Here is a 24,768-nt window from a genome sequence, read left to right as displayed (position 1 = left end):
ACCTCCTATCGGGGGCCTCAGAACCACCGATCTGCGTCCAGCAGCGCTCGCTGCAAGGCGTAATGCAGTGGTCCCCCATAGGGGGACTGTTGCGAAATTGGCTGGCTGTGATTCCTTGCTGTGGAGGCGAGAGGATTGCGGATGTCGGTGAAGGCGACGGGGCAGCTTGGATTTGGGGAGATCGGCGCGGGTCATCGGCCGGGCAGCGCGGCGCTGGAGCGGGTGTCGGCGCTGGTGGACTGGTCGGGTTTCGAGAAGGCTTTGGCGGGTCTTCGCGAGGATGGACCGGGACGCCCGGGCTATCGGCCGCTGCTGCTGTTCAAGGCGCTGCTGCTGCAGGCCTGGTATGGGCTGTCGGACGCTGAGCTGGAATTTCGGCTTGGCGACAGCCTGTCGTTCAACCGGTTCGTGGGGCTGAGCCTGGAGGACGCGGTTCCCGATCACACGACGCTGTGCCGGTTCCGCAACCGGCTGGTGAGCCAGCGGCTTCTGGAGCGGCTGTTCGACGAACTGGACCGCCAGCTGGAAGGCGCGGGCCTGGTGCTCAAGCAGGGCGCGATGCTGGACGCCACCTTGATCGAGGCGGCCACGCCGCGCCCCCGGGGCGGCCAGGAGGCCCTGGCCCAGGCCAGGGATCCCGACGCCGCCTTCGCCAAGCGTCGCGGCGCCCCAACCGCTATCATCCCCTGAGCGATCGCCAGAAGCGCCTCAACGACCTGATCGCCCGTCGTCGCGCCGCCGTGGAGACCACCTTCGCCACCTGGAAGCGCCGCATGGGCCTGACAAGGATGCGCTACCTCGGTCTGGCCAAGGCCGCCGGCCAGGTGCTGCTCACCGCCATGGCCTTCAACCTGCGCCGCGTCGCCGTACTGACGGCCTGATCACGCCACCCGTCCGTCCTGATCGCCTCGAAACCTCCTATCGGGGGCCTCAGAACCACCGATCTGCGTCCAGCAGCGCTCGCTGCAAGGCGTAATGCAGTGGTCCCTAAGGGAGGTTCCTCGCAAGGCGGCCCGCTCCCCTACCGCTTGATCGACACCGACACGCCCACGAAGCGCGGTTCGCCGGCGATGAAGGTGGGGATGCCGAAGGCGTCGCCGGTGTTGCCGGCGTCCTTGATGTACTTCTGCTTCAGCACGTTGGTGGCGAAGGCGCCGAAGGTCAGAGGGCTGTTTTCCGGCTGCCAGGTCAGGCGCAGGTTCAGGAGGCCGTAGGCCTTCTGCACCTCGTCCTGCACCGTGTCCTTGATCACCCCGGTGGTGGTCTGCAGGGCGGCGATGTCGTTGTTGTTGTCGAAGAACATTTCCGACTGCCAGGTGTAGGTCGGGATCAGGGTGAAGCGGCCGATCCCGGTATCGAAGCCGGCCTTCACGCCGATCGAGGCTTGGTGGTCGGGCGACAGGCGGAAGTGGTTGCCGTCGAACAGGCCGTTGCCGAAGCGGGCGTGGCTGTAGCCGTAGGTGGCGAAGACCAGCAGGTTCGAGGTCGCCTGGAAGTTGGCCTGGCCCTCGAAGCCGGTGGCTTTGGCCTCGCCGGCGTTCAGCGGGATCACCTGGCCGGAGTCGGTGCGCTGGCTGGTCTGGAAGTTCTCGTAGTCGTAGCGGTAGATCGCGCCTTCCAGGGTCAGGCGACGGTCCAGCAGGGCGGTCTTGGCGCCGGCCTCGTAGGAGGTGACCTCCTCGGCCGCCACCTCGCGGAAGGTCGCCGCCGCGCCCGGCGTTCCGTTGCTGCCGGCCAGCACCTTGGGCCGGCGGCCGGTCGAGACCGAGCCGTACAGGCTGGTGTTGTCGGCCGCCTTGTAGCGGGCCACCAGGCGATAGGTGACGCCGTTGTCGGTGAAGTCCTGGTACTGGGCCTTGCCGTTCAGGGTGGGCTGCACGATCAGGCCGCGCTGGGTTCCGGTCTGGGCCAGCATGATGATCGACGGACCGCTCATCGTGGCGCCGTAGCCGCTGGTCTTGTCGTCATAGGTGTAGCGGGCGCCGGCGGTCAGCTCGAGGCGGTCGGTGGCCTTGAAGGTGACGTCGCCGAACACGTCGTAGGAGTTGGTCTCGCCGTAGTTGGTGTATTCCTCGCGGCGAGCCGACGGCAGGGCCGCCAGCGCCGGCAGGACGTTGATCACCGACATCGGCAGGGCGTTGGGGATCGGCAGCTGGCCGGTCAGGAAGAGGCCGGCGACCTTCTCGTTGATCAGCATCGGCACGCGCTGGCTGCCGTCTTCCCAGAACCAGCTGGCGCCGCCGAAGGCGGTGACGCGGCCGCCGGCGTCGTAGTTGAGGCGGAATTCCTGGCTGGCCGACTTGCCTTGCGCGTCCTCGGCGAAGGTCAGCATCGGCAGCGAGAAGCCGTCCGGATCGAACACTTCCTCGCCGGTGAAGTAGCGGTAGGCCGAGGTCGAGTTCAGCGTGAACTTGTCATTGAGCTTGTAGCTGGCCAGGGCCGTCAGGCTCCACAGGCGACGGTTCAGGCCCAGTTCCTGGTTGTTCTCGAAGCCCTCGACGGTCGACAGCGCCGCGCCGGAATTGCGGCCGCGATCACCGAGCACCGCGCCGGTCTGCGGGTTGGTCGGGGCGTAGGTCAGCGACTTGAACGAGGTGCCCGACGGATTGTCCTGCTGGTAGTTATAGAGCACGTCCAGCTTGAAGCGGTCGCCCGGGTCGTAGGCGATGGCCACGCGCACGGCCTGGGTGTCAGTGGAGTTGAAGTCCTCACCGCCCAGCAGGTTCTCCACATAGCCGTCGCGCTTCTTGGAGCGGGCGGCCACGCGCACCGCCAGGGCCTCGCCGATCGGCACGTTCACCATGCCCTCGATCAGGGCGTAGCCGTTGTCGCCGGCCTCGATCTTCAGGTTGGCGGCGGCGTCGTGCCTGGCCTTGGCCTGGATGATGTTGACGGCGCCGATCAGGGCGCCGCGACCATAGAGGGTCGACTGCGGCCCCTTGGCGATCTCGACGCGCTCCAGGTCGAAGAGCTCGACGTAGGAACCGCGCGACTTCGAGATCGACACGCCGTCCTGATAGACCGACACGCGCGGCTCGGTGGTGGCCTCGCCGCTGTCGGAGGTGATGCCGCGCATCACGAAGCCGGGGTTGTTAGGCGACTGGTTCTGCACGTCGAAGCCCGGCACGAACTGGCCCAGCTCCTCGAACTCCTGCAGGCCCAGCGCTTCCAGCGTCTCGCCCGAATAGGCGGTCAGCGCGATCGGCACGTCCAGCACGCTCTGCTCGCGCTTCTGGGCGGTGACGACCACTTCCTGCACCTCGGTCGAGGCCGGGGCGTCGGCGGCGATCGCCTGACCGGCGAGGCTGAGGGCCAGCAGGCTGGCTCCGGCGAGCGAGGTGGTGCGGATGGCGCGCATGGACTATTCCCCTCCAACAACTGTACGAGGCCTCGCCCCTAGGGAGCGGCCGTGTCGCCCACGCGACGGGGTTGTGAAGGAGCCGTGAAACCCTTGGCCGACGCCGACGACGAGATCGAGGACCTGCTGGACGCCCCCGACGACGGAAGCGCCGCCGATACGGCGGGCGAGCGCCGCCTGCAAGGCCGTCTCGACGGAGATCTCGTCGGCCAGCGGCTGGACAAGGCGCTGGCCGTGCTGTTCGACGACCTGTCGCGCGCCAGGCTGCAAGCCCTGATGGCCGAGGGGCGGGTCTTCCGGCTCGGGGCGGACGGCCAGCCGCAGGCGTTGACCAACGGCTCGGCCAAGGCCCAGGCCGGCGACTATCTGGTGGTCGAGCCGCCGCCCGCGCCGGCGATCCCGCAGCCCGAGGCCATTCCGCTCAGCGTGCTCTATGAAGACGCCCACCTGATCGTGGTCGACAAGCCGGCCGGCATGGCCGTGCACCCGGCTCCCGGCAGCGAGACCGGCACCCTGGTCAACGCCCTGCTGCATCACTGCGGCGACAGCCTGTCGGGCGTCGGCGGCGTGGCCCGGCCGGGCATCGTCCACCGGCTGGACAAGGAGACCTCCGGCGTGATGGTCGCGGCCAAGAGCGACGCGGCCCATCGCGGCCTGTCGGCCCTGTTCGCCACCCACGACATCGACCGCATGTACGTGGCCCTGGTGCGCGGGGCGCCGCATCCGTCGTCGGGTACGATCGAGACGCGCCTGGGCCGCTCGCCGCACGACCGCAAGAAGATGGCGGTGCTGAAGAGCGGCGGCCGCGAGGCGGTCACCCACTACAAGGTCGAGCGCACGTTCGGCGGCGACGGCGCAAAGCCGCTGGCCGCCCGGGTGTCGTGCCGGCTGGAGACCGGCCGCACCCACCAGATCCGCGTCCACATGGCCAGCAAGGGTTCGCCGTGCCTGGGCGATCCGGTCTACGGCGCCGGCGCCCCCGCCGCCCCGGTCAAGGCGATCCTGGTCGAGACCGGCTTCGCCCGCCAGGCCCTGCACGCGGCCCTGCTGGGCTTCGTCCATCCGGTGACGGGGCAAAGCCTTAGCTTCGAGACCCCCCTGCCGCCGGACATGGCCTCGGTCGAGGCGGGGCTGGAGGCGCTCTAGCCGTGCCTTGGGACAAGGACCTCGACAGGCTGCGGGGCATCGCCGCCGCACTGGGCGACAAGCCGGCCTGGCGCGGCTTCGCAGACTACTGCGCAAAGCGGGGCGCAGGGCTCCGCCCCGCCGCGATGACTGCGCTGGAGGGCTTTCTGGACGAGGCGGCGGGCTGGACCGACGACGCGCGACTGGTCTTCGTCCGCTGGCTGCTGCCCCAGAGCCAAGGCTTCATGGGCCAGCATCTGATCCTGCCCCAGCCCCTGCACGAGAGGGTGGTCACGCCCGCCGTCCGCGCCTGGAGCGTCCAGGCGCCCCATTCGGCCGAGCCGCGCCTATGGCTGGGCCTGCTGCGCTGCGACGACCCCTGCGCCCACCTTGAGGCCGCCCTGGCCCTGGATCCCGACTGCGATCTCGCCAAGCGGACGCTGGTCAACTGGATCCTGGCCGACATCGACTACAACCAGCATCACATGCCCGCGTTCTACATCCACGACCCTCGCCGGGATCTGGTCGACCTGGATCGCGTCGTGGCCCTGGCCGGCGGCGGCGCCGACGGGGTCTGGAAGGCGGACGTGCTGGCTGAGGCCCGGTCATTGCGCGCCGTCGCCGAACGCTGGCTATCGGATCACCCCGACGAAGGCGACTTCGCATCCCATTGACCCGCCGACGGCGCTGGGCCGCCTTGCGCCCGCGCAACATTCGCGCCCTAATTCAGCTTCGCCGCCCGCGTATCGGTTGAGGGCTGGAGATCCGTCACATGCTGTTCGCCGCCCGTCTCGTTGCCCCCCTCTCCGTCGGCCTCGCCCTGCTCGCCGCGCCCGTTCTGGCCCTCGCCGCCGGCGCCGACGACGAGGTGGTGACCACCGCCAAGGCGACCTCGAGCCCGGCCCAGGCCGAAGCCGCCCCGGCGCCCGCCGCGCCTGAAACCACCCGCCCCCTGACCACCCAGGAGCAGATCGACGCCTGGCTGAAGACCTCGCCGGTCAAGACCACTGCGCAGGACGGCGGCGGCCCGCTGAACCTGTCGCGCGACGACGACGGCGGCCCGATCAAGCGCAAGGTCCATGGCAGCGTCGAGGTCGGCGTCGGCACCGGCGGCTATCGCCACATGTCGGCCAGCGCCCTGTTCCCGGTCGGCGAGACCGGCACCCTGGGCGTCGCCGTCTCGCAGACCGAGTTCGGCAAGAACGGCCGCTGGGGCTACGGCTACGACGACTTCGGCTACGGCGGCCCCGGCTATGGCGGCCTGGGCTATGGCGGGCTCGGCTATGGCGGCTATGGCTACGGCCCCTACGCCCGCGGCGGCAAGAGCCAGTCGGTCGCCGTCTCGCTCGACATGTCCGGCCGCGGCGCCTCGGCCGAGCGCTGCGTCGACGGCCTGCGCGCCGACGACGGCCGCTATGTCGAACCGCTGTGGGCCACCCAGATGCGCGGCTCCCAGCGCCCCTGCGACATCGACGACCGACGCTGACGAGGCGATTGCGCCGTTCGCCGAAGCTTAACGGCTTGCCGTCATGGTGCCCGCAAACGGGGACCTTCAGGCGTAAGCATGCAGCCGGACATCACAGCGTACCACCACGCCGCCACCGGGCGCGTGACCTATCTCGTCTCTGATCCGGCGACCCTGCTCTGCGCCATCGTCGATCCGGTGCTGGATTTCGATCCGGCCACCGGCGAGACCTCCACCGCCTTCGTCGACGGCATCATCGCCGATATCCGGGAAAAGGACCTGGGCCCGACCTGGATCCTCGAGACCGCCGTCCACACCGGCCACCTGTCGGCCGCCGGCCACCTGAAGTACGAGACCGGGGCCTCGGTCGCCATCGGCGCCCATGTCCTGGAAAGCCTGCAGCGCCTCGTACCCGCCCTCGGCGCCGAGGGCGTGGATCTCGACGGCTGGGACTTCGACAAGCTTGCCCGCGAGGACGACGAACCGCTGATCATGGGCGGGATCGAGTTCCACCCCATCGCCCTCTCGGGCCGCCTGCCCGGCGCCGTGGCCTACAGGGCCGGCGACGTGGTGTTCGTCGGCGACGCCCTCCTGCCGACCGGCCTGCCGGCCAGCGACGCCCCCGGCGCCGACGCGGCCGGTCTGTTCGCCGACGCCCGCAAGCTGCTGGCCCTGCCCGACGACGTGCGGGTGCTGTCCAGCTGGGCGGGCGCCGATCCAGCCGCCGCCGACACCACGGTCGCCGCCCAGAAGGCCGCCAATCCCGACGCCGGCGACGGCGTGACGGAGGCGCAGTTCACGGCCCGCCGCGCCGGCGAGGCCGCCGAACCCTCGGCCCTGACCCTCGCCGCCCTCGACGTGGCGGTGCGGTCGGGCAAGCTGCCGGCGCCCGACGAAAACGGCGTGCGCTTTCCGCCACGGAACATTCGTTCTCTTTAAAAACCCACTTGCCACGACGGCCGGCGGCGCGCCTAATGCTTCGCACGTGAAGTATCAGGAGGCCCTGTCATGGCCGACGACCAGAGCGCCAATCTCACCGCTGTTCAGGCCGGCAGCCTGCCCGACCACCTGGGCCTGCAATGGCAGGAGGCCAAGCCCGGCCTCGTACGCGGCCGCTTCGACGTTGCGCGCCACCACATGGCCCCCAACGGCTTCCTCCACGCCGCCGCCGTGATCGCCCTGGCCGATTCGGCCAGCGGCTACGGCTGCGTGGTGTCTCTGCCCGAGGGCGCGACCGGCTTCACCACCATCGAGCTGAAGTCGAACTTCCTGGGCACGGCCCGCGACGGCGGCGTGGCCTGCGAGGCCAAGCTCGTGCACGGCGGCCGCAACACCCAGGTCTGGGACGCCGTCGTCACGGCCGAGGGAACGGGAAAAACCATCGCGCTTTTCCGCTGCACCCAGATGATTTTGTACCCGAAGGCCTGAGCCGCGACGGAGGGTCGCGGCCCACCGCAAGAAAAGACGAAAAAGCGCATCATGGCCCCTTGCGCTCTTCCGGCGTCGCGGATAGGTATCCCGCCCTCACTCGAGACCGGCCAAAAGCTGGTCAAGAAGACCCCCTGGAGAGGTGGCAGAGTGGTCGAATGTACCGCACTCGAAATGCGGCGTGCCTGGAAGGGCACCGTGGGTTCGAATCCCACCCTCTCCGCCATTACCCCTGAATAAGTCGCTGTTTCCACTGAGAAACACGAACGCCCGCCGGGCCAGCCCCGACTAGGCGCCGCCTCCCGCGCGCGCGAGGCCGAACCTCCCCGCGGCCTTCCGCCCCTTGTCCGCCCACGACGCCCGCCCGGCGGATGATCCGCCGCGCGTCCGGCCGCAGGAACCGCCGGCTTTCCACCATCATGACGATCGCCGTGGTTGACCGACTCGACCACTGCGATAGTTTAGCGCCCGGGCGCTGATGGCCGGGGGGCGGGCAGTGACGAGGGTGTGGCTTATTGCGGTTATCGCGGCCCTTTGGTTCGCCGCGACCGCCGCTCATGCCGAACGCCGGGTCGCGCTGGTGATCGGCGCGAGCGCCTACAAGGCCGTCGCTCCGCTGGCCAATCCTGTCAACGACGCGCGCGCCGTGGCCAAGTCGCTGAAGGCGACGGGGTTCGAGGTGACCGAAGTCATCGATCCCGACTACGTCCGCTTCGGCGAAGCCCTGAGCCTGTTTCGCCGGCAAGCCGCCGGCGCCGACGCCGCCTTGATCTACTACGCCGGTCACGGGGTCGAGGTGAACGGCGTCAACTGGCTGCTGCCCGTGGGCGTCCTGGCCAAGGATCCCGAAGACCTGCAGTTCGAGGCCGTCCGCTCGGCCTCCCTGGTCGAGGTGGTCAGGAGCGCCAGGACCATTCGCCTGGTCATTCTCGACGCCTGCCGCGACAACCCCTTCCAGGCCGAGCCCAGCTGGCGTTCGGCCGGCCGCAGCGTCGGCAAGCGCGGCCTCAGCCGCGAGCCCGACGGCACCGGCAATGTCGTCGTCCTGATGGCGACCCAGGCCGGCGCCCAGGCCGCCGACGGTCAGGCCGACGCCAACAGCCCGTTCGCCCGTTCGCTGGCGACGCTGATCAACGAACCCGGCCTGCGACTGGCCTCCCTGCCCGGCCGGCTGTCGCGGGACGTCAAGCAGCGCACCGGCTTCGACCAGGCGCCCGACCAGCAGGGAATCTTCGACGAGCCCGACTGGGCCTTCATTCCGGCGGCGACGCCCGTGCCGGCGCCTGCCGCCGCGCCTCCCGTCGTGAACGCCGGGGCCGCCTTCGACTACGAGCAGGCCGCCTGGGAGCTGTGCAGCCGCAGCCAGACGGCCGCTCCGTGCGAGAAATATCGCCAGAAATATCCCTCCGGCCGCTTCGCCGAACTGGCCCAGGACCGCCTCAGCGACTTCGCCGCGCCTGTCCGCGCGCCGGCCGCGGCCCAGCCCTCGCAGAGCGTCGCGCCCGAGATCGTCCAGGAACTGGGCCTGGTGGTCGCTCGCAACGCGGCCGGCGAGATCCAGGTCCAGGCGGTCCAGCCCGGCTCGACGGCCATGGGCATGATGTTCGGCGGCGACGTCGTGCTGCAGGCCAACCTTCTCAACCCCGATCCCGCCCAGACGCCGGGAGCCTTCCTGACCAACGCCCTGGCTAACCAGGGGCGCGTCAAGCTGCTGGTGCGGCGGGGCCCGACGACGACCTCGGTGGTGCTGAGGCCCAGACGATGACCCGCAACGCGCGCCCGCGCTCCTCCTTCGACTCTTCAGCCTGGAAAAGACACATGCGCTCCTTCACGGCGACGCTCCTTTGGACGTTCGCGCTGATCTCGATCGCCGGCGCGGCCCAGGCCGCCGATACGGTTCGCTACGAGGGACGGTTCGCGGCCAAGTTTCCCGAAGCCGCCAAGCTGAACCAGATCGCGGTGCTGGCCTTCACCGGCCCCGACGGCGGCAACTTCTCCGCCGCCCTGGCCGCCGAGCTGCAATCGGCGGTCCTGGACGGCCAGCAGGTGTTCTCGGTCAAGACGATGGAAGGGCTCACCGGCGACGGCAAGGCGCCGACGACCAAGCCGGGCGTCGAGGTGGCCGCCGCGATCCGCTCGGGCAACAAGCTGGGCGCGCAGGCGGTCTATATCGGCGAGGTCACCTCGGCCAAGATCAGCCGCGCCAACCGCACCGAGCAGCGCTCCTACTGCGCCGAGCCGGACGGATTCCTCAAGTGCAAGCGGCAGGCGACCCGCAACGTCTCCTGCACGCGGATCGTGGTCGACTACGCGGTGGCCCCGCGCGCGATCAACGTCTCGACCGGCGCCATCGTCTATTCGCAGACCATCGTCGACCAGGGCAGCTACGACATCTGCGACGGCCAGACCCAGGCGGTGAACCAGAACCTCGGCGACACCTTCCGGGGCCTCGGCCAGCAGCTGAGGTCGCTCGCGGGCCCGTCGAGCAACAGCCAGGGCGACGCGCCCCAGCAGCCGGCGGTGATGACCGAGGACGCTCTCGTCTCGCAGGTGCGCAATCGCGTCGCCGAAAAGGTCCGCCGCCAAGTCGCGCCGTACAACCAGATCGTCAACGTCACCTTCAAGCGGAAGGCGCCCGAACTGCCCAAGGGCGACCAGGAGCGCTTCAAGTCGGCGGGCGAGTTCGGCGACATCGGCCGCCTGGACCGCGCCTGCGGCATCTGGGAAAGCATAGCCGCCTCGCCGGCCGCGGCCAACAGCGTCAGCCTGCTCTACAATCTGGGCGTCTGCCAGGAAGCCCTGCTGCCCGACGACCCCAATGCGGCGCTGGAATACTACGCCAAGGCCGACCAGCTGCTCAGCAAGCCCGACAAGCTGGTGTCCGACGCCTATGTCCGCACCAAGCGCATGGTCGACGCCCAGCGCAGCATCCAGAAGCGCTAGACCCGGCCCTGAGGACCCCATGCGCGAACGCCACGAATTTTTCGCCGGCGCTCGCGCACAGTTCCCCGCGGTCCCTCCCGTATTCAGGTCGTGAGCGAGCACAACGCCTCGCCGCCTAACGAGAGGGATAGACCAAGATGACCAAGACCTTCGCTTTCGCCACCGCCGCCGCTGTCGCCGCCGTGATCGGCGTCGCTGGTCCGGCCTCCGCTCAACTGGCTCCTCGTCCGACCGTGATCAAGGGCGACGTCACTCAAACCGCCAAGGTCGGCGCCATGGTCTCGGTCGCCATCGGTCAGGGCGCCAAGTCGGTGGTCGCCCAGTCGTCGGTCTACGAAGACAGCACCATCGGCGGCAAAGTCACTCAAACCTCCAAGGCCGACACCATCGTTTCGGTCGCCATCGGCCAGAACGCCTACGCCTCGGCGGTTCAGTCGTCGGTGGGCGTTCCCAAGCCCTGAGCCCGAACCCGATCCTGGCCCCCGCCCCGCGCGGGGGCCTATTTTTTCCGCAGCCGCCGCACCGGCGCGCGTGTCGACTCCGAAAGCTCAACCTTACCTTGCCGCCCGAAGCCTTCCATGAATAAGGTGAAGGCTGATCACGCGGGGGCGGGATGAGCACGACAGTCGACGAAAGCTACTGGCTGGAGAACCGTTGGAGCGACACCCGTCGCAACGTTCTCAAGCTCATCCAACCGCTGAGTGACGATGTGATCGACGAAATCATCAGCAACGGCGCGCCGAGCGAGCGCGCCTGGACGCGCTTCATGGACGCCTCGGCGCGCGCCCTGGACCGCTGCCGCGCCGCCTGCGCCCAGCACGAGCGGGCCGGCGGGGGATCTTCCCGCGCGGCGATGTACGCCACGGCCGTCAGCCTGCTCGGCGACAGCGCGCCGCTGCGCCAGGAACTGGTCGCGGCGCGCGAGCGCCTGGCCGGCGAGGATCGCGAGCGCATCGCCAAGGCCTGCCTGCGCAGCGGACTGCACCGCATGCGCCACCGCGCCTCGGCCGAGTCCGAGCACCGCGCCAAGACCTGGCGCAGGCTGGACCTGATCAGCCGCGACGTGCGCAAGGACGAGATCCGGACGCACCGGGCCCGCGAAGGCGACAGCCGCTACGACGCCCGCCACTTCGAGGCGGTCCGCGACTACATCGTCCGCGTCTATCCCACCGACCGCAACCTGCCGCGCAGCGTCGAGTCGATCGAAGACTATTTCGGCGAGTTCAGCCGCGAGATCGCCGTTTCCGAAGGCTTCGAAGAGATCCCCGACGACGCGGTCAGTGCGGAGGAGATCGCCTCGCTGCCCAACTACGACCTGGCCTCGGTCTTTCTGGAAAACTGCATCGGCGAACTGCGCGGCGAGCACGCCGAGGCCTGCGCCGTCCACCTCAAGCGGGGTCCCGTGGTCGACATCAGCGTGCAGGCCTACTGCGCGCGCGTGGGGCTCGATCGGCGCAAGTTCTACCGGCTGATCGAGACCGCCACCCGCATGCTGGGCGACTGCGTGCGCCGCAAGTTCACGGGCGTCGGCCTGGGAGCGCCGGCATGAACGGCGCATTCAAGAGCCTGCTGGCCGACGCGCTCAACAGCCAGGTCGAACTGGCCGAACCGGCCGCCCTGGAGGCGCTGGCGCCGCGCCTGCGCGACTACGCCCGCGGCGCGCCCTGGCGGGACGAGGACGTCCGCATGGTCTGGTCCTCGCCCGCCGCCCGCCGCCTCTACCTGCGTGAGCGCAGGCTGGTCCTCGACGAGGTCGAGGCCGGCTGGGCCGATCGCGGCCTGGCGCGCGACTTCGTCCGCCGCGCGGCCGACAGCGGCGACGCCGACGCCCTGTCCCTGCAGGAAAGCGGCGTGAGCATCCGCATCATGCGGGCGCCGGGCTCGGGCGACTGGCTGATCAACGTGGTGCTGTCGGCCGAGGCCGCCGCTCTGGTGCCCGCCGGCACCAAGGTCCAGATCGCGGACTCCGGCGGCCTGGAATGGCTGACCGGCGAGTTGGACCGGGCCGGCGGCGTCGACGCCTTCTGGACCAATGACGCCCAGTCGCCGATCGAACGGCTGCAGGAGCACAGCCTGCGTCTGACCTTCGTCTGACCCCGCATGATCCGCAGGGCGACAACCGAGACCGTCGAGTTTCCGGTCGTGATCCTAGGCTCGGCCGTGCTGGCGAGCCTGCGGGTCGAGCGCATGGCCATGCTCGACGGCGACGGCCGGTTCGCGGCCGGCCACGACCGGGCCGAGGCTCTGGACGTGCTGATCGACGCGCGCGCCCCCGAGCCGGACCGCGAGCGCCTGAGCGGCGTGTTCGTGCGCTTCCTGCGCAAGGACTTCAGCGGCCTGAGCTACGGCCTGGCCCTGGCCCTGGCCGACAAGCGCGCGCGCCATCCGCTGGAGGCCGCCCCACGCCTGATCGCCACCGGCGAGATCATCAACGGCGGCGAGGGCCGGATCGCCGCCATAGACGGTTTCGAGGCCAAGGCGCGCCAGGTCCTGGAGGCCTGTGAAGCCGCCGCCGAACCGCTGGCCTTCGCCTTTCCCAGCGCCAACTGGACCCAGGCCGACAGCGAGACCCGCCAAGCCCTCAAGACGGCCGCCGCCACTGGCCGCCTGAGCCTGCGCCCCGCCGACCACCTGTCGGAACTGTCGGACCTGTGGGCGAGCGCCGATGAGTCCCCGGCCGCCCGATCGCGTCCCTGGCTCTGGCCATCGGCGGCGGCCCTGGCCGCATCGCTCCTGGTCTGCGCGGGCGGGGCGACGCTGTGGTGGCGGCACGGCCAGCCGCTGCGCGCCTGCGAGGGCGCGGTGATCGCGCTGGACGCCGCCCAGGGCGAGGCGCGCCCCGCCAAGGTCGCCGCGGCGGTCGAGGCCTGCGCCGCCGCCGCCCGCGCCCGTCCCGACGACGGCCGCATCCTGTTCCTGACCGGCCAGGTCCATCACGAGAACCGCGGCTATGCGCTGGCGGACAAGTACTGGAAGGCGTCCGCGGATCTGGGCGACCCCGACGGCCAGGCGACCTGGGGCCAGCGCCTGTGGCTTTCGGCGCCGGATGACAAGGCCGTGGTCGGCCAGGCGCTGTCCTATCTGCAGCGGGCCGCCGACCAGGGATCGCCGGCGGCGATGGAGATCATGGCCGACATCTATATCGACGGCCGCGCCACCGGCGTCGACGTCCGCAAGGCCGAGGCGATGCTGGCCAGGGTGAGAGCGATCACCGGGAAGGACAGTTCATGAAGACGGGCATCGCAGCGGCGATCGCGGGACTGCTCGCCGTCGGCTTGGTTCCAGCCCTTGTCGGCGGTCCGGCGCACGCCGGAGCGGGCGACGCCATCGGCCTGACCGTCAGTCTCGACCGCCACGCGCCGGTCTACGCCTTCGATGATCGCCTCTCCCTCACCATCGAAGCCCAGCGCGACGCCGTGGTGACGATCTGGCTGCTGGATCCCTCCGACCAGCTGAGCCGGCTGACGGCCGAGGACCAGAAGCTGGTCGTCAAGGGCGGCGTGCCGCTTCGCTATCCGTCGGCCAAGGGGTTTCGCGTCGAGCCGCCCGCCGGACGATACGAGCTGCGGGTGACGGCGGAAGCGGACACCGGCGGCGGTCGGGGCCTGGGCGACGCCACAGCGCGGCTTCCCGGCCGCGATGTGCGCGAACAGAAGACCCTGAGGTTCCAGGTCGAAAGTCCGGTTCGGTGAAAAAGGACGCCGGAACGCGCGCACAGCGCGCCATTCCCCCTCCCGCTGCAAGGGCGACACAGCCTGCGGGAGATCAACATGCCTCGACCTTTCACGATCATGGCCATCGCCGCCGCGCTCGCAGCGACGAGCGCGTCTTCGGCCTGGGCCCAGCTGGCCCGGGTGGGCGGCTCGGTGACCCAGAACTCGGGAAACTCCGCGCTGGTCTCGCTGGCCATCGGCGCGCACTCCAAGGCCGCCGCGCTGACCAGCAGCACGACGGAAGGCTCCAACGTCACCGGCTCGGTGCGGCAGGAGTCCGGCGGCGGCCCGGTGACGGCCCTCTCCCTGGGCTTCGGCAGCTCGGCCACCGCGTTGGTGTCGACCGCCTGCGGACGGGTGGGCGGAGACGCCCGCCAGTACGGCTACGTCAAGTCGGCCACCAGTATCGCGCTGGGCGCGGGCTCCGACGCCAACCTGATGATCGCCTCGACCGGACGCGGTTCAGTCGGCGGCCGCAACTCGGTGGTGGTGGCCGGGCACGTCCTGGCCATCGACCCGATCCCCTTCATGGATTCGGACGTGCGCCTCGGCTCGTCCGGCGGCCGTTGCTGAGGGAGGGCGACATGTTCATCAAACGCTCCGCCCCCGTCGTCGCCGGCGTTGTCCTGGCCGCCCTGTGCGGCGACGCCTGCATGGCGCAATTGGCCCGTCCCTCCGGCGGTCCGATCACCCTCGCCCTCCAGGATCGCGAGCCCGTGGTCCTGCGGGCGGCCCTCAAGCCGCCGCCGGCCAAGCAGGAAGGCCGCGCCGAAGCCAAGATCCCGCTGGCCATCCAGAACAAGAAGCAGGCCCTGATGACCCGCGCCGGGCCGATGGCCCAGGGCGACCAGGTGATCAATTGCGATCCGGCCACCCTGAACATCGCCCCGGAAGGCTCGGCGACGGTGATGGGCGACCTGATGGTCATCAACAACGCCAAGACCGTGTGCCCCAACGTGGGCAAGACCTTCACGCCGCCGCCGGGCCTGTTCCGGTAGCGGCGCGACAGACGAGGAAACAGGGACGGATGAGAACCGTGGCGGCCGCCTTCGCGGCCTTGGCTTTCGGCCTGGCCTTTGCGAGCGCCGGCGCGGCTCAGCCCCTCGCGCCGGGACGTCCTCAGAGCAGTCCGGTGCGGGCGGGGAGCAATTTCGACCCCGCCCTGCGCTGCATGGACGACCTGCTGTCGCGCACCTCGGTGGGGGCGGGCATCTATCTGGTCCCCGCCCCGCTCGACGACCCCGGCGGCAAGATGGGCGTCACCCGCGACATGATCATCTCGGCCGCCTCGCGCATGTCCGAGAAGAGCCGCTTCTTCTCGATCGCCACCGACACCCGCTCGCTGGACGGAGCGGTCTGGTTCACGACCCTGGGCTCGGTCACCTCGCTCGATCAGCAGGTCGAAAGCAGCGGCAAGGGCGGCGGGGCCTCGATCGGCAACGTCTTCAGCGGCAACGTGTCCAAGCGCAGCGGCGCGTCGAACCTGACCGTCTCGCTGGCCTTCACCGACGGCAAGGGACTGGTCGTTCCGGGCACCTTCCACAGCGAGCAGATCACCCTGCGCACCAAGGGCAAGGCCGGCTATCTCGGCGGCTCGATCGGCACGGTCGGGGGCTCGCTCGATTTCGAGAGCAGCGTCGACGAGGGCCCCCAGGCCGCCGTGCGAGCCCTGATCGACCTGGCGATGATCGAGGCCGTGGGCGCACTGACCCAGACCCCCTATGCCGACTGCCTCGCCAAGGTCGCCGTGGATCCTCTCGATCGCGAACAGGCCTTCGCCGCCTTCAACCGCCTCAAGCCCGCAGAGCAGCGCGCCGCCGTGGTCCAGGGACTGGCGCAGCGTGGCCTGGTCGCGGCGACGGCGGACGACGCCGAGCTGAGACTGGCCATCGCCACCTTCGAGCGCGCCCAGGGCCTGCCGCCGTCGAGCAAGCCGGGCTTCGAGGTCTACTACGCCCTAAGGCAGGCCCAGGCGGCCCCGGCGGCGACACTGGCCAAGCGCGTGGGGCGCGGACCGGCGGTGCGCGTCTCGCCCTCGGGCGCGGGCTTCACCTACGACCAGACCAGCGACTATCCGGTGGCGCGGGTGGGCAACAAGCTGGCCTTCGAGGTGACCGTGGTCGAGCCCTCGTACGTCGCCTGCTACTATACCGACGCCGCTTCCACGGTGACGCGGGTCTTTCCCAGCGCCCGCCGCCCGGCCTATCGCCTGGCGGCCGGCGAAATCCTGCGTATTCCCAGCGATCAGGACGGCTTCATCATCCGCCCCGCGGCCGGCGACAAGGGCGAGTGGCTGACCTGCCTGGCCGCGCCGGACAACTTCCTGCCCCGCATAGAGGGCTTCGTGCCCGACCGGGCGATGGAGGCCCTGCCGTTCAAGTCGGCCACGGCGCTGGTCGCCGCCGCCGAACGCGCGGACCCGGGCCTGTCGATCGACACCCTGACCTACTACGTGGCCAACTAGTCCGGCGCGTCCGTCACCCCGGCGCGATCAGGCCTTCTGCTCCACGCAGACGTCGACGCGGCGGTTGACCTTGTCGGCCGGCTGCGCCGGGTCGGCAGGTTCGGCCGACCCGCGCCCCAGGGACCTCACGCGTCCGGCCGGCACGCCGCTGGCGACCATGAAGCGGGCGACGTTGGCGGCCCGCTGGCCGGAGAGCGCCAGGTTGAGGGCGGCGCCGCCGGTGCTGTCGGTATGGCCGCGGATCCAGAACCGGACGTCCTCGAAATCGGGAAGGGCCAGCGCGTCGGCCAGTTGGGCGAGCGTCTGCTGGGTCATCGGATCCGCCGAAAGCGCCGCCGAGCCGCGATCGAAATAGATCTTGCTGAAGCTGGTCGCCACGACACACGACGCGGCCGCCTCCTGGCTCGGCGCCTGGCTTGCGGCCGGCGCGGACGCCGTCGCCGCCGCGGGGCGTGAAGCCAGGGGGTCCTGGGGATCGCGCCGGGCGTCGATCCCGTTCTCGTGGACGATCGTCCGCGTGCGACCAAGGCCCCGGACGGCCGCCGGCGCAGACCCGCCGCGCATCTTGGCGATGGCGGCTTTCAGCTCGCGCTCGATCTCGCCCGCCGATCTTTCCTGGGCCGATGCGCCACAGGCAAAGCCAAGGCAAAGCGCCACGCCCAGAACCAAGGTCTTCATGATTTTCCCCCATCGCCGATCGGCGACCCCGAACGCACCTTAAGCGACAATCGTGGCGAAATCTTCCCTTATGGTTGATCGCCGCCCGGCGCGATGAACCGGGCGGCAATCGAAGGCCTTCAGGCTGGAAGCGGCCTAGTCGCCACCGCCGTCGCCCCCATCGGATCCGCCGCCGTCGGCATAGCCGCCCGCGCCGAGGTCGCCGCCCGGATCGGCGGGGTAATCGTTGTCGGCGTAGGGATCGCCGATCTTGGCGTCGACATAGGCGCCCGCCATGAAGCTGTGCAGATTGGGATCGCTGTGTTCCTGCGCCCAGTTGCAGAGCTGCTCGAGGAAGGGCTCGCTGGCGTGCGCGGCGGCGACGCCGGCGAAGGCGCCCAAGTTCGCGTTGCGGCAGAGCCCGCCGGCGGCGAGGCCCGCACCGACGCCCACATAGTCGGAGCCCTTGTCCGCCCAGTCGGCGCAGTCGGCCTTCGGATCGCCCCCAGCGGGGGCTGACTTGTCGCTCATGGTCTATCTCCCATTGCTGTTGAAGCGCCGGCCTTCGGAAATCAGCCGGCTGATCTCGTTTCGCCACCGCCCGGCGTTCTCCACTCGGTCGGGCGTCTCCAGATAGATGTGGGAGACCCCGGGGATCGCGTTGCGCGCCAGCTCGACGCGCAGGGCCCAGAGGCCGAGCAGTCCGTCCATCAGGCTGCGCTCGATGCAGACCTCTTCCACGCGGATGGCCAGGAGCTGGATTTCTTTCTGGTGGAGGCGGTGGACCCGCTTGATCACCAGGCACCGCTGCTCGGGCGTCATGTGGTCAACGATCATGTAGAAGGGGCGCGCGCCGGGGGCCAACAACAGGACGGCCACGGCCAGGTAGGACTTCAGAACCAGGACCAGCGCCAGGATTGCCAGCAGGCCGTGGGGCGGACGAACCAGCGCCAGGACCAGGATCACGGCCAGCAGCGCCAACGGAACCCGCGCGTGGCGCCAGTAGCTGAGAACCGAGCGCCGGCCATGCACCAGCACCGCGCCGTTCGGTTTGGCGACCTGCGCGAACTGCACCAGCAGCACCCAGCCGATCCAGGCGACCAGACCGACGATCCCCAGGAACGCCGCAATCAGCAGGGGCGGCAGATGAAGGGTCAGCCCCACCACCGCCCAGGGCGCCGGACCGAGCATGACGGAGGCCAGGACCACCAGGGCCGTCGCCCGCCTGTGGTCGCGGTCCCAGGGGGCGGCGGCCACCGATCCGCCCGTCGCCCGCCGGGCCTGCAGCAGATCCTTGCGGGCGGTGGGGTGCCTGGGGTTCAGACGCAGAGCCTTTTCGAGAGGACGCTGCGCCAGGCCCGGCTGCCCGACCGCCAGATAGGCGCGGCCGAGCAGGGCGTGGGCCTCGGGGTCGAACTCGCCGTGGACGCAGGCCAGACCCAGAAGGTTGATCGCGCCGACTTCCTGGCCCTGGTCGATCATGGCGCGCGCCCGGGCCACCATGTCGGCGGGGGTCATCAGACCGTCTCCCGCGGCGCCGGGCAGGCGCCGCCGTTGACCGTCACCGCCGAAGCCCCGCGCGCCTTCAGCCAGCCGCACCAGGCGGGGATGGCGATGGCCGTCTGCCGGGCCGTCTGTTCGGGCCGCTGGAGCAGCATCAGATCCACCCGCACGCCCGTCAGGTCGGGCCGCCCCGCGGCGGTCAGGACCGCCTGGGCCGCGCCGGCCGAGTTCAGCGTGTAGAACGACCCGCCGGCGCTGCGCTGCATCAGGTCGGACACCAGGATCAGGCGACGGTTGGCCACCTGGCCGTGGAAGTCGGTCCGGAGCGGCAGGACCTGGAGCGCTTCGGCGATCGGCGAAGTCTCGCCCCGGGGCGCCTCGTCCAGCTTGTCGACGGCGCCCTCGACCTCCTTTCCGAACGTCGCCAGCCACTTGGCGCGTTCCCGACGAACGCTGTGCAGGAGGATGTTCACCGGGTTGCTCGCCGACGGCATCGGATTGCACTGCGACACCCGCTCCTGCAGGTCGTAGGCCCTATCACCCTGGAGGAAGAGCAGGGTCAGCTTGCCGCTCCTGGGCACGTCCTCGACGATCTTCTTGAGATCCTGGGTCGCCTGGCGGTGCTGCGCTTCGGTGAAGGGATCAGTGGCGTCGACCAGGACCACGGTGCTGGCGGCCAGGGGCTGGTCGGTCCGGCACATGTCCGCGCCCAGTTGAGGGGCCGGCGCCAAGCCCGCGGCGCCGATCCCGCCCCCGACGATCATCGCAAAGCAGATCAACAGGAACAGCGGGTTGATGCGGGCTTCGCCTTGCTTGGCCTTGGTCTTGCCCTCGGCCTGGGTCTTCAGTTCGGAGTAGCGGCTCATTGGTCGGCTCCCACGGCTCGGGCTTGATCCTGGGCGGCATGGGGCTGGGCCTGCGGGAACATCGCCCGGGCCTTGGCCTCCATCCGCAGTTCGATGTCCTGCATCTCCTCGAGGAACAGCCTGGTCTCGGCTTCGCGCAGGCCCGTGATCTGCGCCTGCAGGGCGGCCAGCTCATCGAGGTTTCGCCGCTGCTGCACCTCGATCGCCGCGACCAGGGCGCGGACATGCTCTAGATTTGGCGTCTCCTGGATCAGGGGCGGCAGGACCGGCTCCACGGCGAAATAGGCCGGCGCCGGGGTGGTGCGGATCCGCCCGACGGTCTCGCGGTACTCACGGATGTTGGCCAGCCCGGAGACGCGCCATTCCTTGCGGCTCGCGGCCAGTTCGACGATCCGGCGCTCGGTCGCGGCCAGGCTTTCGCGCGCCCGGTCGAGCTTGGCGCGATCCTCGGCCGCGATCGCCTTGACCTTGGCCTCGACCACGGCGTAGGCGGCGCTGACGGCGAGGCGATATTGCTCGCGCGCCTGGCTCGCCCGCGCCCGGGCGGCCGCCAGCCTGCGAGCGACGTCCGCGAAGCCCCAGTAGTAGTCCACCGGGCTGGACGGACCGCCGCGTCCCTTGACCACCGCGCCGGCGAAGACGCCCATGCCGATGAAGAACAGGGCCAGGGACAGCAGCAGCGAGAAGGTCGGATCGGTGAGCTCGGGGCCGTCGCCCATCAGGCGGGCCTCCTGACGGCTGCGGGCGATCGCCACGCCGATGTTCCACAGCAGGCCCAGACCGCAGAGGCTCCAGAAGACGATGCGGCCCGCGCGCTTTCGATCCTGGTCGACGTGCGCCATCCAGCGCAGGCCGATCAGGCCCGCCACCAGGCCGAGCGCGATGTTCACCGCCGAGATCGAACCGGCCATCACGACGCCGGCCAGCAGACCGCCGGCCGCGTCCTGCATGAAGAAGCAGTTGGCGATGCTTTCCAGCAGCAGCACCACGGCCAGCATCTTCCAGAACTTGTCCTGCCTGGGATCGTACTGGGCTTCGCGGTTCAGGCGGTGGCGGTCCTTGAAGATGCGGCTCTCGCGCAGCATGGCCTGGGCGGTCAGCTCAGCCTCCTCGACGTCCTCGCGGGCGTCGAGCTTCACCTGCCCCACCTCGGCCTGAGCCTTGTTGAGCTCCAGCTGCAGGTGGGTCGGCTCGATGTCGTTGACCAGCGCGGCGGAGTGGGCCGAGGCGATCTCGTAGTCGCCCTCCAGCTCCAGCACCTGGTCGCCGATGTTGATGTTGTCGATCACCGACTGCTCGAACTCGCCGAGGTCGGCGGCCTGGGTCGGCGGGAGGTTCTGGCCGCCGTCCCTGCGGCCGCGTTCGCGCACCTCGCCCAGCGTCTCCATGGGCGGGAAGGCGTCGCGCATCGAGCCCTTCAAGATGGGCGTGGTGCGGATGATGCGGCCGGGCGTGACCCGCCCCTCGGCGATCCTGGGCGCCGGCTCCGGCTCTTCCACCGGCCGCTTGGCCACGCGGTCCCAGACCTGTTTCGAGATGAAATTGAGCATCATGAGGGTCCCTCCACCTTCGAGCCCGATCGCGAAATGCGTCGTGCGGGAGGCCCCTGCCGGGGTCTCGCCATCCTGCTAGCGGGAGGGGGAGAGCGGCGCTGTGCGCTGGCCGGGCGTGAAAAAATCCGGAGCTCGTCCAGGCGCTTGCACCAGGATGCCGAGGCGAAACTAGCTGTGGCGGACCGGTAGAGTTGTGCTATGCTGAAGGTTGTGTGGGGTGCGTATGGATGTTTCCGGTAGTGCGCCGCGGATCGCTTTCCGCGGCGAGGCGATTGCTGCAGCGCGTAGTCGCCTGGGGACGCCCGTAAAACCTGCCGGCGTCGGGACGTGGGTCCTGACCATCTTCCTCATCGCGGTTTTGTTGTCGGTCACGGTGTTCCTGCTCACGGCCACCTATGCCCGCAAGGAGACCGTCGTCGGCGTCCTCGCGCCCGGCAACGGCTCGGCGCGCGTTTCGGCGCCCCGGTCGGCGACGGTGTCGGCGGTGCATGTGCGCGAGGGCCAGAGGGTCGAGCGGGGCGCCCCGCTGATCACGCTGTCGTCCAACCCCACCCTCGCCGACGGCCGGCGTCTCGGCGACGTCTTCGCCACCTCTTCGGAAGCCCAGCGCGTCGCGCTGGCGCGCCAGGCCCAGGCGCGCCAGCTCCTGATCCAGCGCCAGCGCGACGAGATCGCGGTGCGGCGCGAGGGCCTGATCGCCCAGCGTCAACGGCTTCTCGGCGACCTCGTTCTGCAACAGCAGCGGGTCGGCCTGGCGGAACAGACCCTGGAGGCGGCCAACCAGCTGCAGCAGCAAGGCCTGATGTCGACCCTGCAGTACCGCCAGCGGCAGGAATCCATGCTCGTCGCCAAGCTGTCGCTTTCGTCGATGCAGCAGGAGCTGCAAGGCATTCCGGTGTCCCTGAGCCAGCTGGCGGCGCAGGACCAGCGCCTGCTGGCCGAGGCCGAGGACGCCGCCGCCACCATCGCCTCCAGCGCCGCGGAACTGTCCCAGCGGGACGCCACCAACAAGACCGACACCGAACTGGTGCTCACCGCCAGCACGGCGGGAACCGTGGCCGCCCTCCAGGCCGTGCAGGGAGGCTCCGTCAATGCGGGCTCGACCCTGGCCCTGGTGGTGCCTTCGGGCGCCAAGCTGCAAGCGCAGCTTTGGCTGCCCTCGCGCGCGGCCGGCTTCGTCAGGATCGGCGACCGCGTGCGGCTGATGTACGACGCCTTTCCCTATCAGCGCTTCGGCGTGGGCAAGGGGCGCGTCGTGGACCTGGCCCGCGCGCCGGTCGCGCCGACGGAACTGCCCGCGATGCTGAAAGCCGAGGAGGATCTGTACCGGGTCCTGGTCGAACTCGACGACCAGCAGGTGAACGCCTACGGCAGCCGCTGGGCCCTGAGCCCGGGCATGCGGCTGCAAGCCGACCTGGTTCTGGAGAAGCAGTCCCTCTGGGACTGGCTGTTTGATGCGGTGCGCGCGACCCGCGTGCGCGCCCAACCGGTTTGAACCGATGAACGACATCCATCTTCGCCAGACCGAAGCCGCCGAATGCGGCCTGGCCTGCCTGGCTATCGCGGCCGACATGCTCGGCAGCAAGCTCGACCTGGCCGACCTTCGCCGGCTGCATCCGGTCTCGCCGCGCGGCCTCAGCTTCAGCGACATCGCCAACATCGCCGGCTCGATGAACATGGTCGCGCGCGCCGTTCACTGCGAGCTCGACGAGCTGTCGCAGCTGACCTGCCCGGCCATCCTGCATTGGGGGCTCAACCACTTCGTCGTCCTGGTCTCGGTGGACCGCAACCGGGTGGTGATCCGTGATCCCGCCGCGGGCCGCCGGGTCGAGACGCTCGAAAGGGTGTCCCAGCGCTTCACGGGCATGGCGATGGAGATCGCCGCCGCGCCGGCCTTCACGCGCAAGACCGAGCGCTCGCGCCTGAAGCTCACCAGCCTGTTCCGTTGGACGCCCAGCCTCAGCGGCGGCATGCTCCAGGCTCTGCTGCTTTCGCTGCTGCTGCAGGCCTACATCATCGCCAGCCCGTTCTACATGCAGCTGGCCGTCGACGAAGGCGCCATGAAGGGCGACGGCGAACTGCTGATGGCCCTGGCCGTCGGCTTTGGCCTGTTCGCCCTGTTCAACATGGGGGCCGAGGCCCTGCGCGGCCTGGCCCTGCAACGAGTGTCGGCCCTGCTGGGCTGGGACATGACCCAGCGCTTGTTCCACCATCTGGTTCGCCTGCCCCTGGTCTGGTTCCAGCGCCGGCGCCTCGCCGACGCCATGACCCGCTTCGACAGCCTCACGCCGGTGAAGAACCTGATCGCCAACGGCCTGATCGGCGCCCTGATCGACGGCGTGCTGTCGAGCGTCACGCTGGTGATGATGTTCTTCGTCGCGCCTTCCCTGGCCTGGATCGTCATGGCGGGCCTGGGCCTCTACATCGTGCTGCGGCTGGTCACGATCCCCTGGACCATCAAGCTGGGGTCCGCGGCCCTTTCGGCCTCGATCGCCGAGCAGGGCAAGCGCATCGAGACCCTGCGCGCCATGCAGACGATCAAGGTCATGGCCGCCGAGACCGAGCGCGAAGGCGACTGGTCCAACAAGCTCGCCGCCACGATCCGCACCAACCAGGCCGCCGCCGTCGCCCAGGTCAGCGTCACCGCCGTTCAGACCGGCCTCGACGGCCTGAGCCTGGTGCTGATCATCTTCCTTGGGGCCAAGAACGTCATCGCCGGCGAGATGACGATCGGCATGCTCTACGCCTTCCTCGCCTATCGCATGCAGTTCCTTCGCGCCGCGCAGAGCGTATTCGAGCAGTACACCTCCGCGCGCCTGCTCGACATCCACACCCACCGGCTGGCCGATATCGCCCTGCATCCGGTGGAGACGGGCATCGACAGGTCGCCGACCGACAACCGCGAGATCCGCGGCGGCATAGAGCTGCGCAACGTGGCCTTCGCCTATGCGCCCCACGAGCCGCCCATCCTGCGCGGCATCAACATCCGCATCGAACCGGGCGAATTCGTCGCCATCGTCGGCCCCTCCGGCACCGGCAAGTCCACCCTGCTGAAGGTAATGACGGGCCTGTTCCCCGTTTCGGCGGGCGAGGTCTCGCTCGACGGCCTGCCGCTGAGCAGCTGGGGCCCCAAGGCCGTTCGCCGCAACCTGGGCGTGGTCATGCAGGACGACGAGCTGTTGGCCGGCTCGATCGCCGAGAACGTCGCCTTCTTCGCCGAAGACATCGACATGGACCGCGTGTGGAAGTGCCTGAAGGCCGCCTCGTTCGAAGGTGAGGTGATGGCCATGCCGATGCGGGCCGAAACCATGGTCGGCGATATGGGCTCGTCCCTGTCTGGCGGCCAGAAGCAGCGCGTGCTGCTGGCCCGCGCGCTTTACAGAACGCCCCGGATCCTGGTGCTGGACGAGGCCACCTCGCATCTGGACCTGGGCCGCGAGCGCGCCATCAACATCGCGCTGAAGTCGCTGTCGATCACCCGGGTGATCGTCGCCCACCGCAAGGAGACGATCGCCGCGGCCGACCGGGTCATCCAGCTCGACGGCGGGACGGTGGTCGCCGACTTCAAGCAGGGCGGGGCGGCTTCGCCCGAAGCGCCGGCCCTGCCGATCGACCTCAGCCAGCTGCGCGTGGTCGAAAAACCGTAACCCCGCACAAGACCGGCGCGGCGCGAACCGCCGTCGGCGACGGAAA

At 69.9% G+C, this 24,768-nt stretch carries 23 protein-coding genes, 1 tRNA gene and 1 pseudogene; 19 read left to right on the top strand and 6 right to left on the bottom strand.

Annotated elements, in window-relative coordinates:
* Positions 1-141: 141 nt before the first annotated feature.
* Positions 142-881, top strand: a pseudogene (locus P7A99_RS09280) (transposase).
* Positions 882-1,021: 140 nt separating this feature from the next.
* Here the strand turns inward: P7A99_RS09280 and P7A99_RS09275 are convergent.
* Positions 1,022-3,358 carry a TonB-dependent receptor gene (locus P7A99_RS09275; RefSeq protein ID WP_277793594.1) on the bottom strand — a complete coding sequence of 779 codons (2,337 nt, stop codon included), beginning with the start codon at positions 3,356-3,358 and terminating at the stop codon, positions 1,022-1,024.
* A gap of 93 nt (positions 3,359-3,451) precedes the next feature.
* On the opposite strand from P7A99_RS09275, the gene P7A99_RS09270 reads away from it, so the two are divergent.
* The 16 genes from P7A99_RS09270 (at position 3,452) to P7A99_RS09195 (ending at position 16,496) form a co-directional block, all read left to right on the top strand.
* Positions 3,452-4,504 (top strand): RluA family pseudouridine synthase, encoded by a 1,053-nt coding sequence (locus P7A99_RS09270; protein WP_431307654.1) that lies wholly within the window; start codon positions 3,452-3,454, stop codon positions 4,502-4,504.
* 2 nt (positions 4,505-4,506) lie between these two features.
* Positions 4,507-5,157, top strand: coding sequence for a hypothetical protein (locus tag P7A99_RS09265; RefSeq protein ID WP_277793593.1), 651 nt, complete (start codon positions 4,507-4,509; stop codon positions 5,155-5,157).
* A gap of 98 nt (positions 5,158-5,255) precedes the next feature.
* Positions 5,256-5,969: a hypothetical protein gene (locus P7A99_RS09260; protein WP_277793592.1), complete on the top strand. Its 714-nt coding sequence runs from the start codon at positions 5,256-5,258 to the stop codon at positions 5,967-5,969.
* A gap of 78 nt (positions 5,970-6,047) precedes the next feature.
* Entirely contained in the window at positions 6,048-6,887 is an 840-nt protein-coding gene (locus P7A99_RS09255) for an MBL fold metallo-hydrolase (RefSeq protein ID WP_277793591.1), read from the top strand.
* A gap of 69 nt (positions 6,888-6,956) precedes the next feature.
* Positions 6,957-7,376, top strand: coding sequence for a PaaI family thioesterase (locus P7A99_RS09250; RefSeq protein WP_277793590.1), 420 nt, complete (start codon positions 6,957-6,959; stop codon positions 7,374-7,376).
* A gap of 136 nt (positions 7,377-7,512) precedes the next feature.
* Positions 7,513-7,602 (top strand) — tRNA-Ser (locus P7A99_RS09245).
* 270 nt (positions 7,603-7,872) lie between these two features.
* The gene (locus tag P7A99_RS09240; protein WP_277793589.1) at positions 7,873-9,141 is read left to right on the top strand and encodes a caspase family protein; all 1,269 of its coding nucleotides are present in this window, start codon (positions 7,873-7,875) and stop codon (positions 9,139-9,141) included.
* A 53-nt stretch (positions 9,142-9,194) separates the two neighbouring features.
* Complete coding sequence (locus P7A99_RS09235; protein ID WP_277793588.1) at positions 9,195-10,319, top strand: hypothetical protein; 1,125 nt, start codon at positions 9,195-9,197, stop codon at positions 10,317-10,319.
* Positions 10,320-10,456: 137 nt separating this feature from the next.
* A complete protein-coding gene (locus P7A99_RS09230) occupies positions 10,457-10,780 on the top strand; it encodes a hypothetical protein (protein WP_277793587.1) in 324 nt (107 codons plus the stop codon).
* Positions 10,781-10,932: 152 nt separating this feature from the next.
* Entirely contained in the window at positions 10,933-11,868 is a 936-nt protein-coding gene (locus P7A99_RS09225) for a hypothetical protein (RefSeq protein WP_277793586.1), read from the top strand.
* Positions 11,865-12,413, top strand: a complete 549-nt coding sequence (locus tag P7A99_RS09220; protein WP_277793585.1) for a hypothetical protein — start codon at positions 11,865-11,867, stop codon at positions 12,411-12,413. The genes P7A99_RS09225 and P7A99_RS09220 overlap by 4 nt, the downstream gene beginning before the upstream one ends.
* A gap of 6 nt (positions 12,414-12,419) precedes the next feature.
* Positions 12,420-13,550: a hypothetical protein gene (locus P7A99_RS09215; protein WP_277793584.1), complete on the top strand. Its 1,131-nt coding sequence runs from the start codon at positions 12,420-12,422 to the stop codon at positions 13,548-13,550.
* A complete protein-coding gene (locus tag P7A99_RS09210; RefSeq protein WP_277793583.1) occupies positions 13,547-14,011 on the top strand; it encodes a hypothetical protein in 465 nt (154 codons plus the stop codon). Before P7A99_RS09215 ends, P7A99_RS09210 begins: the two co-directional genes overlap by 4 nt.
* A gap of 78 nt (positions 14,012-14,089) precedes the next feature.
* Positions 14,090-14,605 (top strand): hypothetical protein, encoded by a 516-nt coding sequence (locus tag P7A99_RS09205; protein ID WP_277793582.1) that lies wholly within the window; start codon positions 14,090-14,092, stop codon positions 14,603-14,605.
* A gap of 11 nt (positions 14,606-14,616) precedes the next feature.
* A complete protein-coding gene (locus P7A99_RS09200; protein ID WP_277793581.1) occupies positions 14,617-15,030 on the top strand; it encodes a hypothetical protein in 414 nt (137 codons plus the stop codon).
* Positions 15,031-15,059: 29 nt separating this feature from the next.
* Positions 15,060-16,496, top strand: coding sequence for a DUF4384 domain-containing protein (locus tag P7A99_RS09195; protein ID WP_277793580.1), 1,437 nt, complete (start codon positions 15,060-15,062; stop codon positions 16,494-16,496).
* 27 nt (positions 16,497-16,523) lie between these two features.
* On the opposite strand, the gene P7A99_RS09190 is transcribed toward P7A99_RS09195, so the two are convergent.
* The 5 genes from P7A99_RS09190 to P7A99_RS09170 all read right to left on the bottom strand — a co-directional run bounded on the left by P7A99_RS09190 (position 16,524) and on the right by P7A99_RS09170 (position 21,075).
* Positions 16,524-17,174, bottom strand: a complete 651-nt coding sequence (locus P7A99_RS09190) for an OmpA family protein (protein ID WP_277793579.1) — start codon at positions 17,172-17,174, stop codon at positions 16,524-16,526.
* Between the two features lie 135 nt (positions 17,175-17,309).
* Positions 17,310-17,684, bottom strand: coding sequence for a hypothetical protein (locus tag P7A99_RS09185; RefSeq protein WP_277793578.1), 375 nt, complete (start codon positions 17,682-17,684; stop codon positions 17,310-17,312).
* 3 nt (positions 17,685-17,687) lie between these two features.
* Positions 17,688-18,671, bottom strand: coding sequence for a tetratricopeptide repeat protein (locus P7A99_RS09180; RefSeq protein ID WP_277793577.1), 984 nt, complete (start codon positions 18,669-18,671; stop codon positions 17,688-17,690).
* The gene (locus P7A99_RS09175; protein WP_277793576.1) at positions 18,671-19,522 is read right to left on the bottom strand and encodes a hypothetical protein; all 852 of its coding nucleotides are present in this window, start codon (positions 19,520-19,522) and stop codon (positions 18,671-18,673) included. The genes P7A99_RS09180 and P7A99_RS09175 overlap by 1 nt, the downstream gene beginning before the upstream one ends.
* On the bottom strand, positions 19,519-21,075 hold the full coding sequence (locus P7A99_RS09170) for a hypothetical protein (protein WP_277793575.1): 1,557 nt from the start codon (positions 21,073-21,075) through the stop codon (positions 19,519-19,521). The genes P7A99_RS09175 and P7A99_RS09170 overlap by 4 nt, the downstream gene beginning before the upstream one ends.
* A 361-nt stretch (positions 21,076-21,436) precedes the next feature.
* On the opposite strand from P7A99_RS09170, the gene P7A99_RS09165 reads away from it, so the two are divergent.
* Positions 21,437-22,570: an HlyD family secretion protein gene (locus tag P7A99_RS09165; RefSeq protein ID WP_277793574.1), complete on the top strand. Its 1,134-nt coding sequence runs from the start codon at positions 21,437-21,439 to the stop codon at positions 22,568-22,570.
* Between the two features lie 4 nt (positions 22,571-22,574).
* Positions 22,575-24,722 carry a peptidase domain-containing ABC transporter gene (locus tag P7A99_RS09160; protein ID WP_277793573.1) on the top strand — a complete coding sequence of 716 codons (2,148 nt, stop codon included), beginning with the start codon at positions 22,575-22,577 and terminating at the stop codon, positions 24,720-24,722.
* Positions 24,723-24,768 lie beyond the last annotated feature (46 nt).

The sequence above is a fragment of the Caulobacter endophyticus genome (assembly GCF_029543245.1).
Lineage (GTDB): Bacteria > Pseudomonadota > Alphaproteobacteria > Caulobacterales > Caulobacteraceae > Caulobacter > Caulobacter endophyticus_A.
The sequence above is the reverse complement of the archived record's forward strand: the minus strand, read 5'-3'. Positions and strand labels throughout refer to the sequence as shown.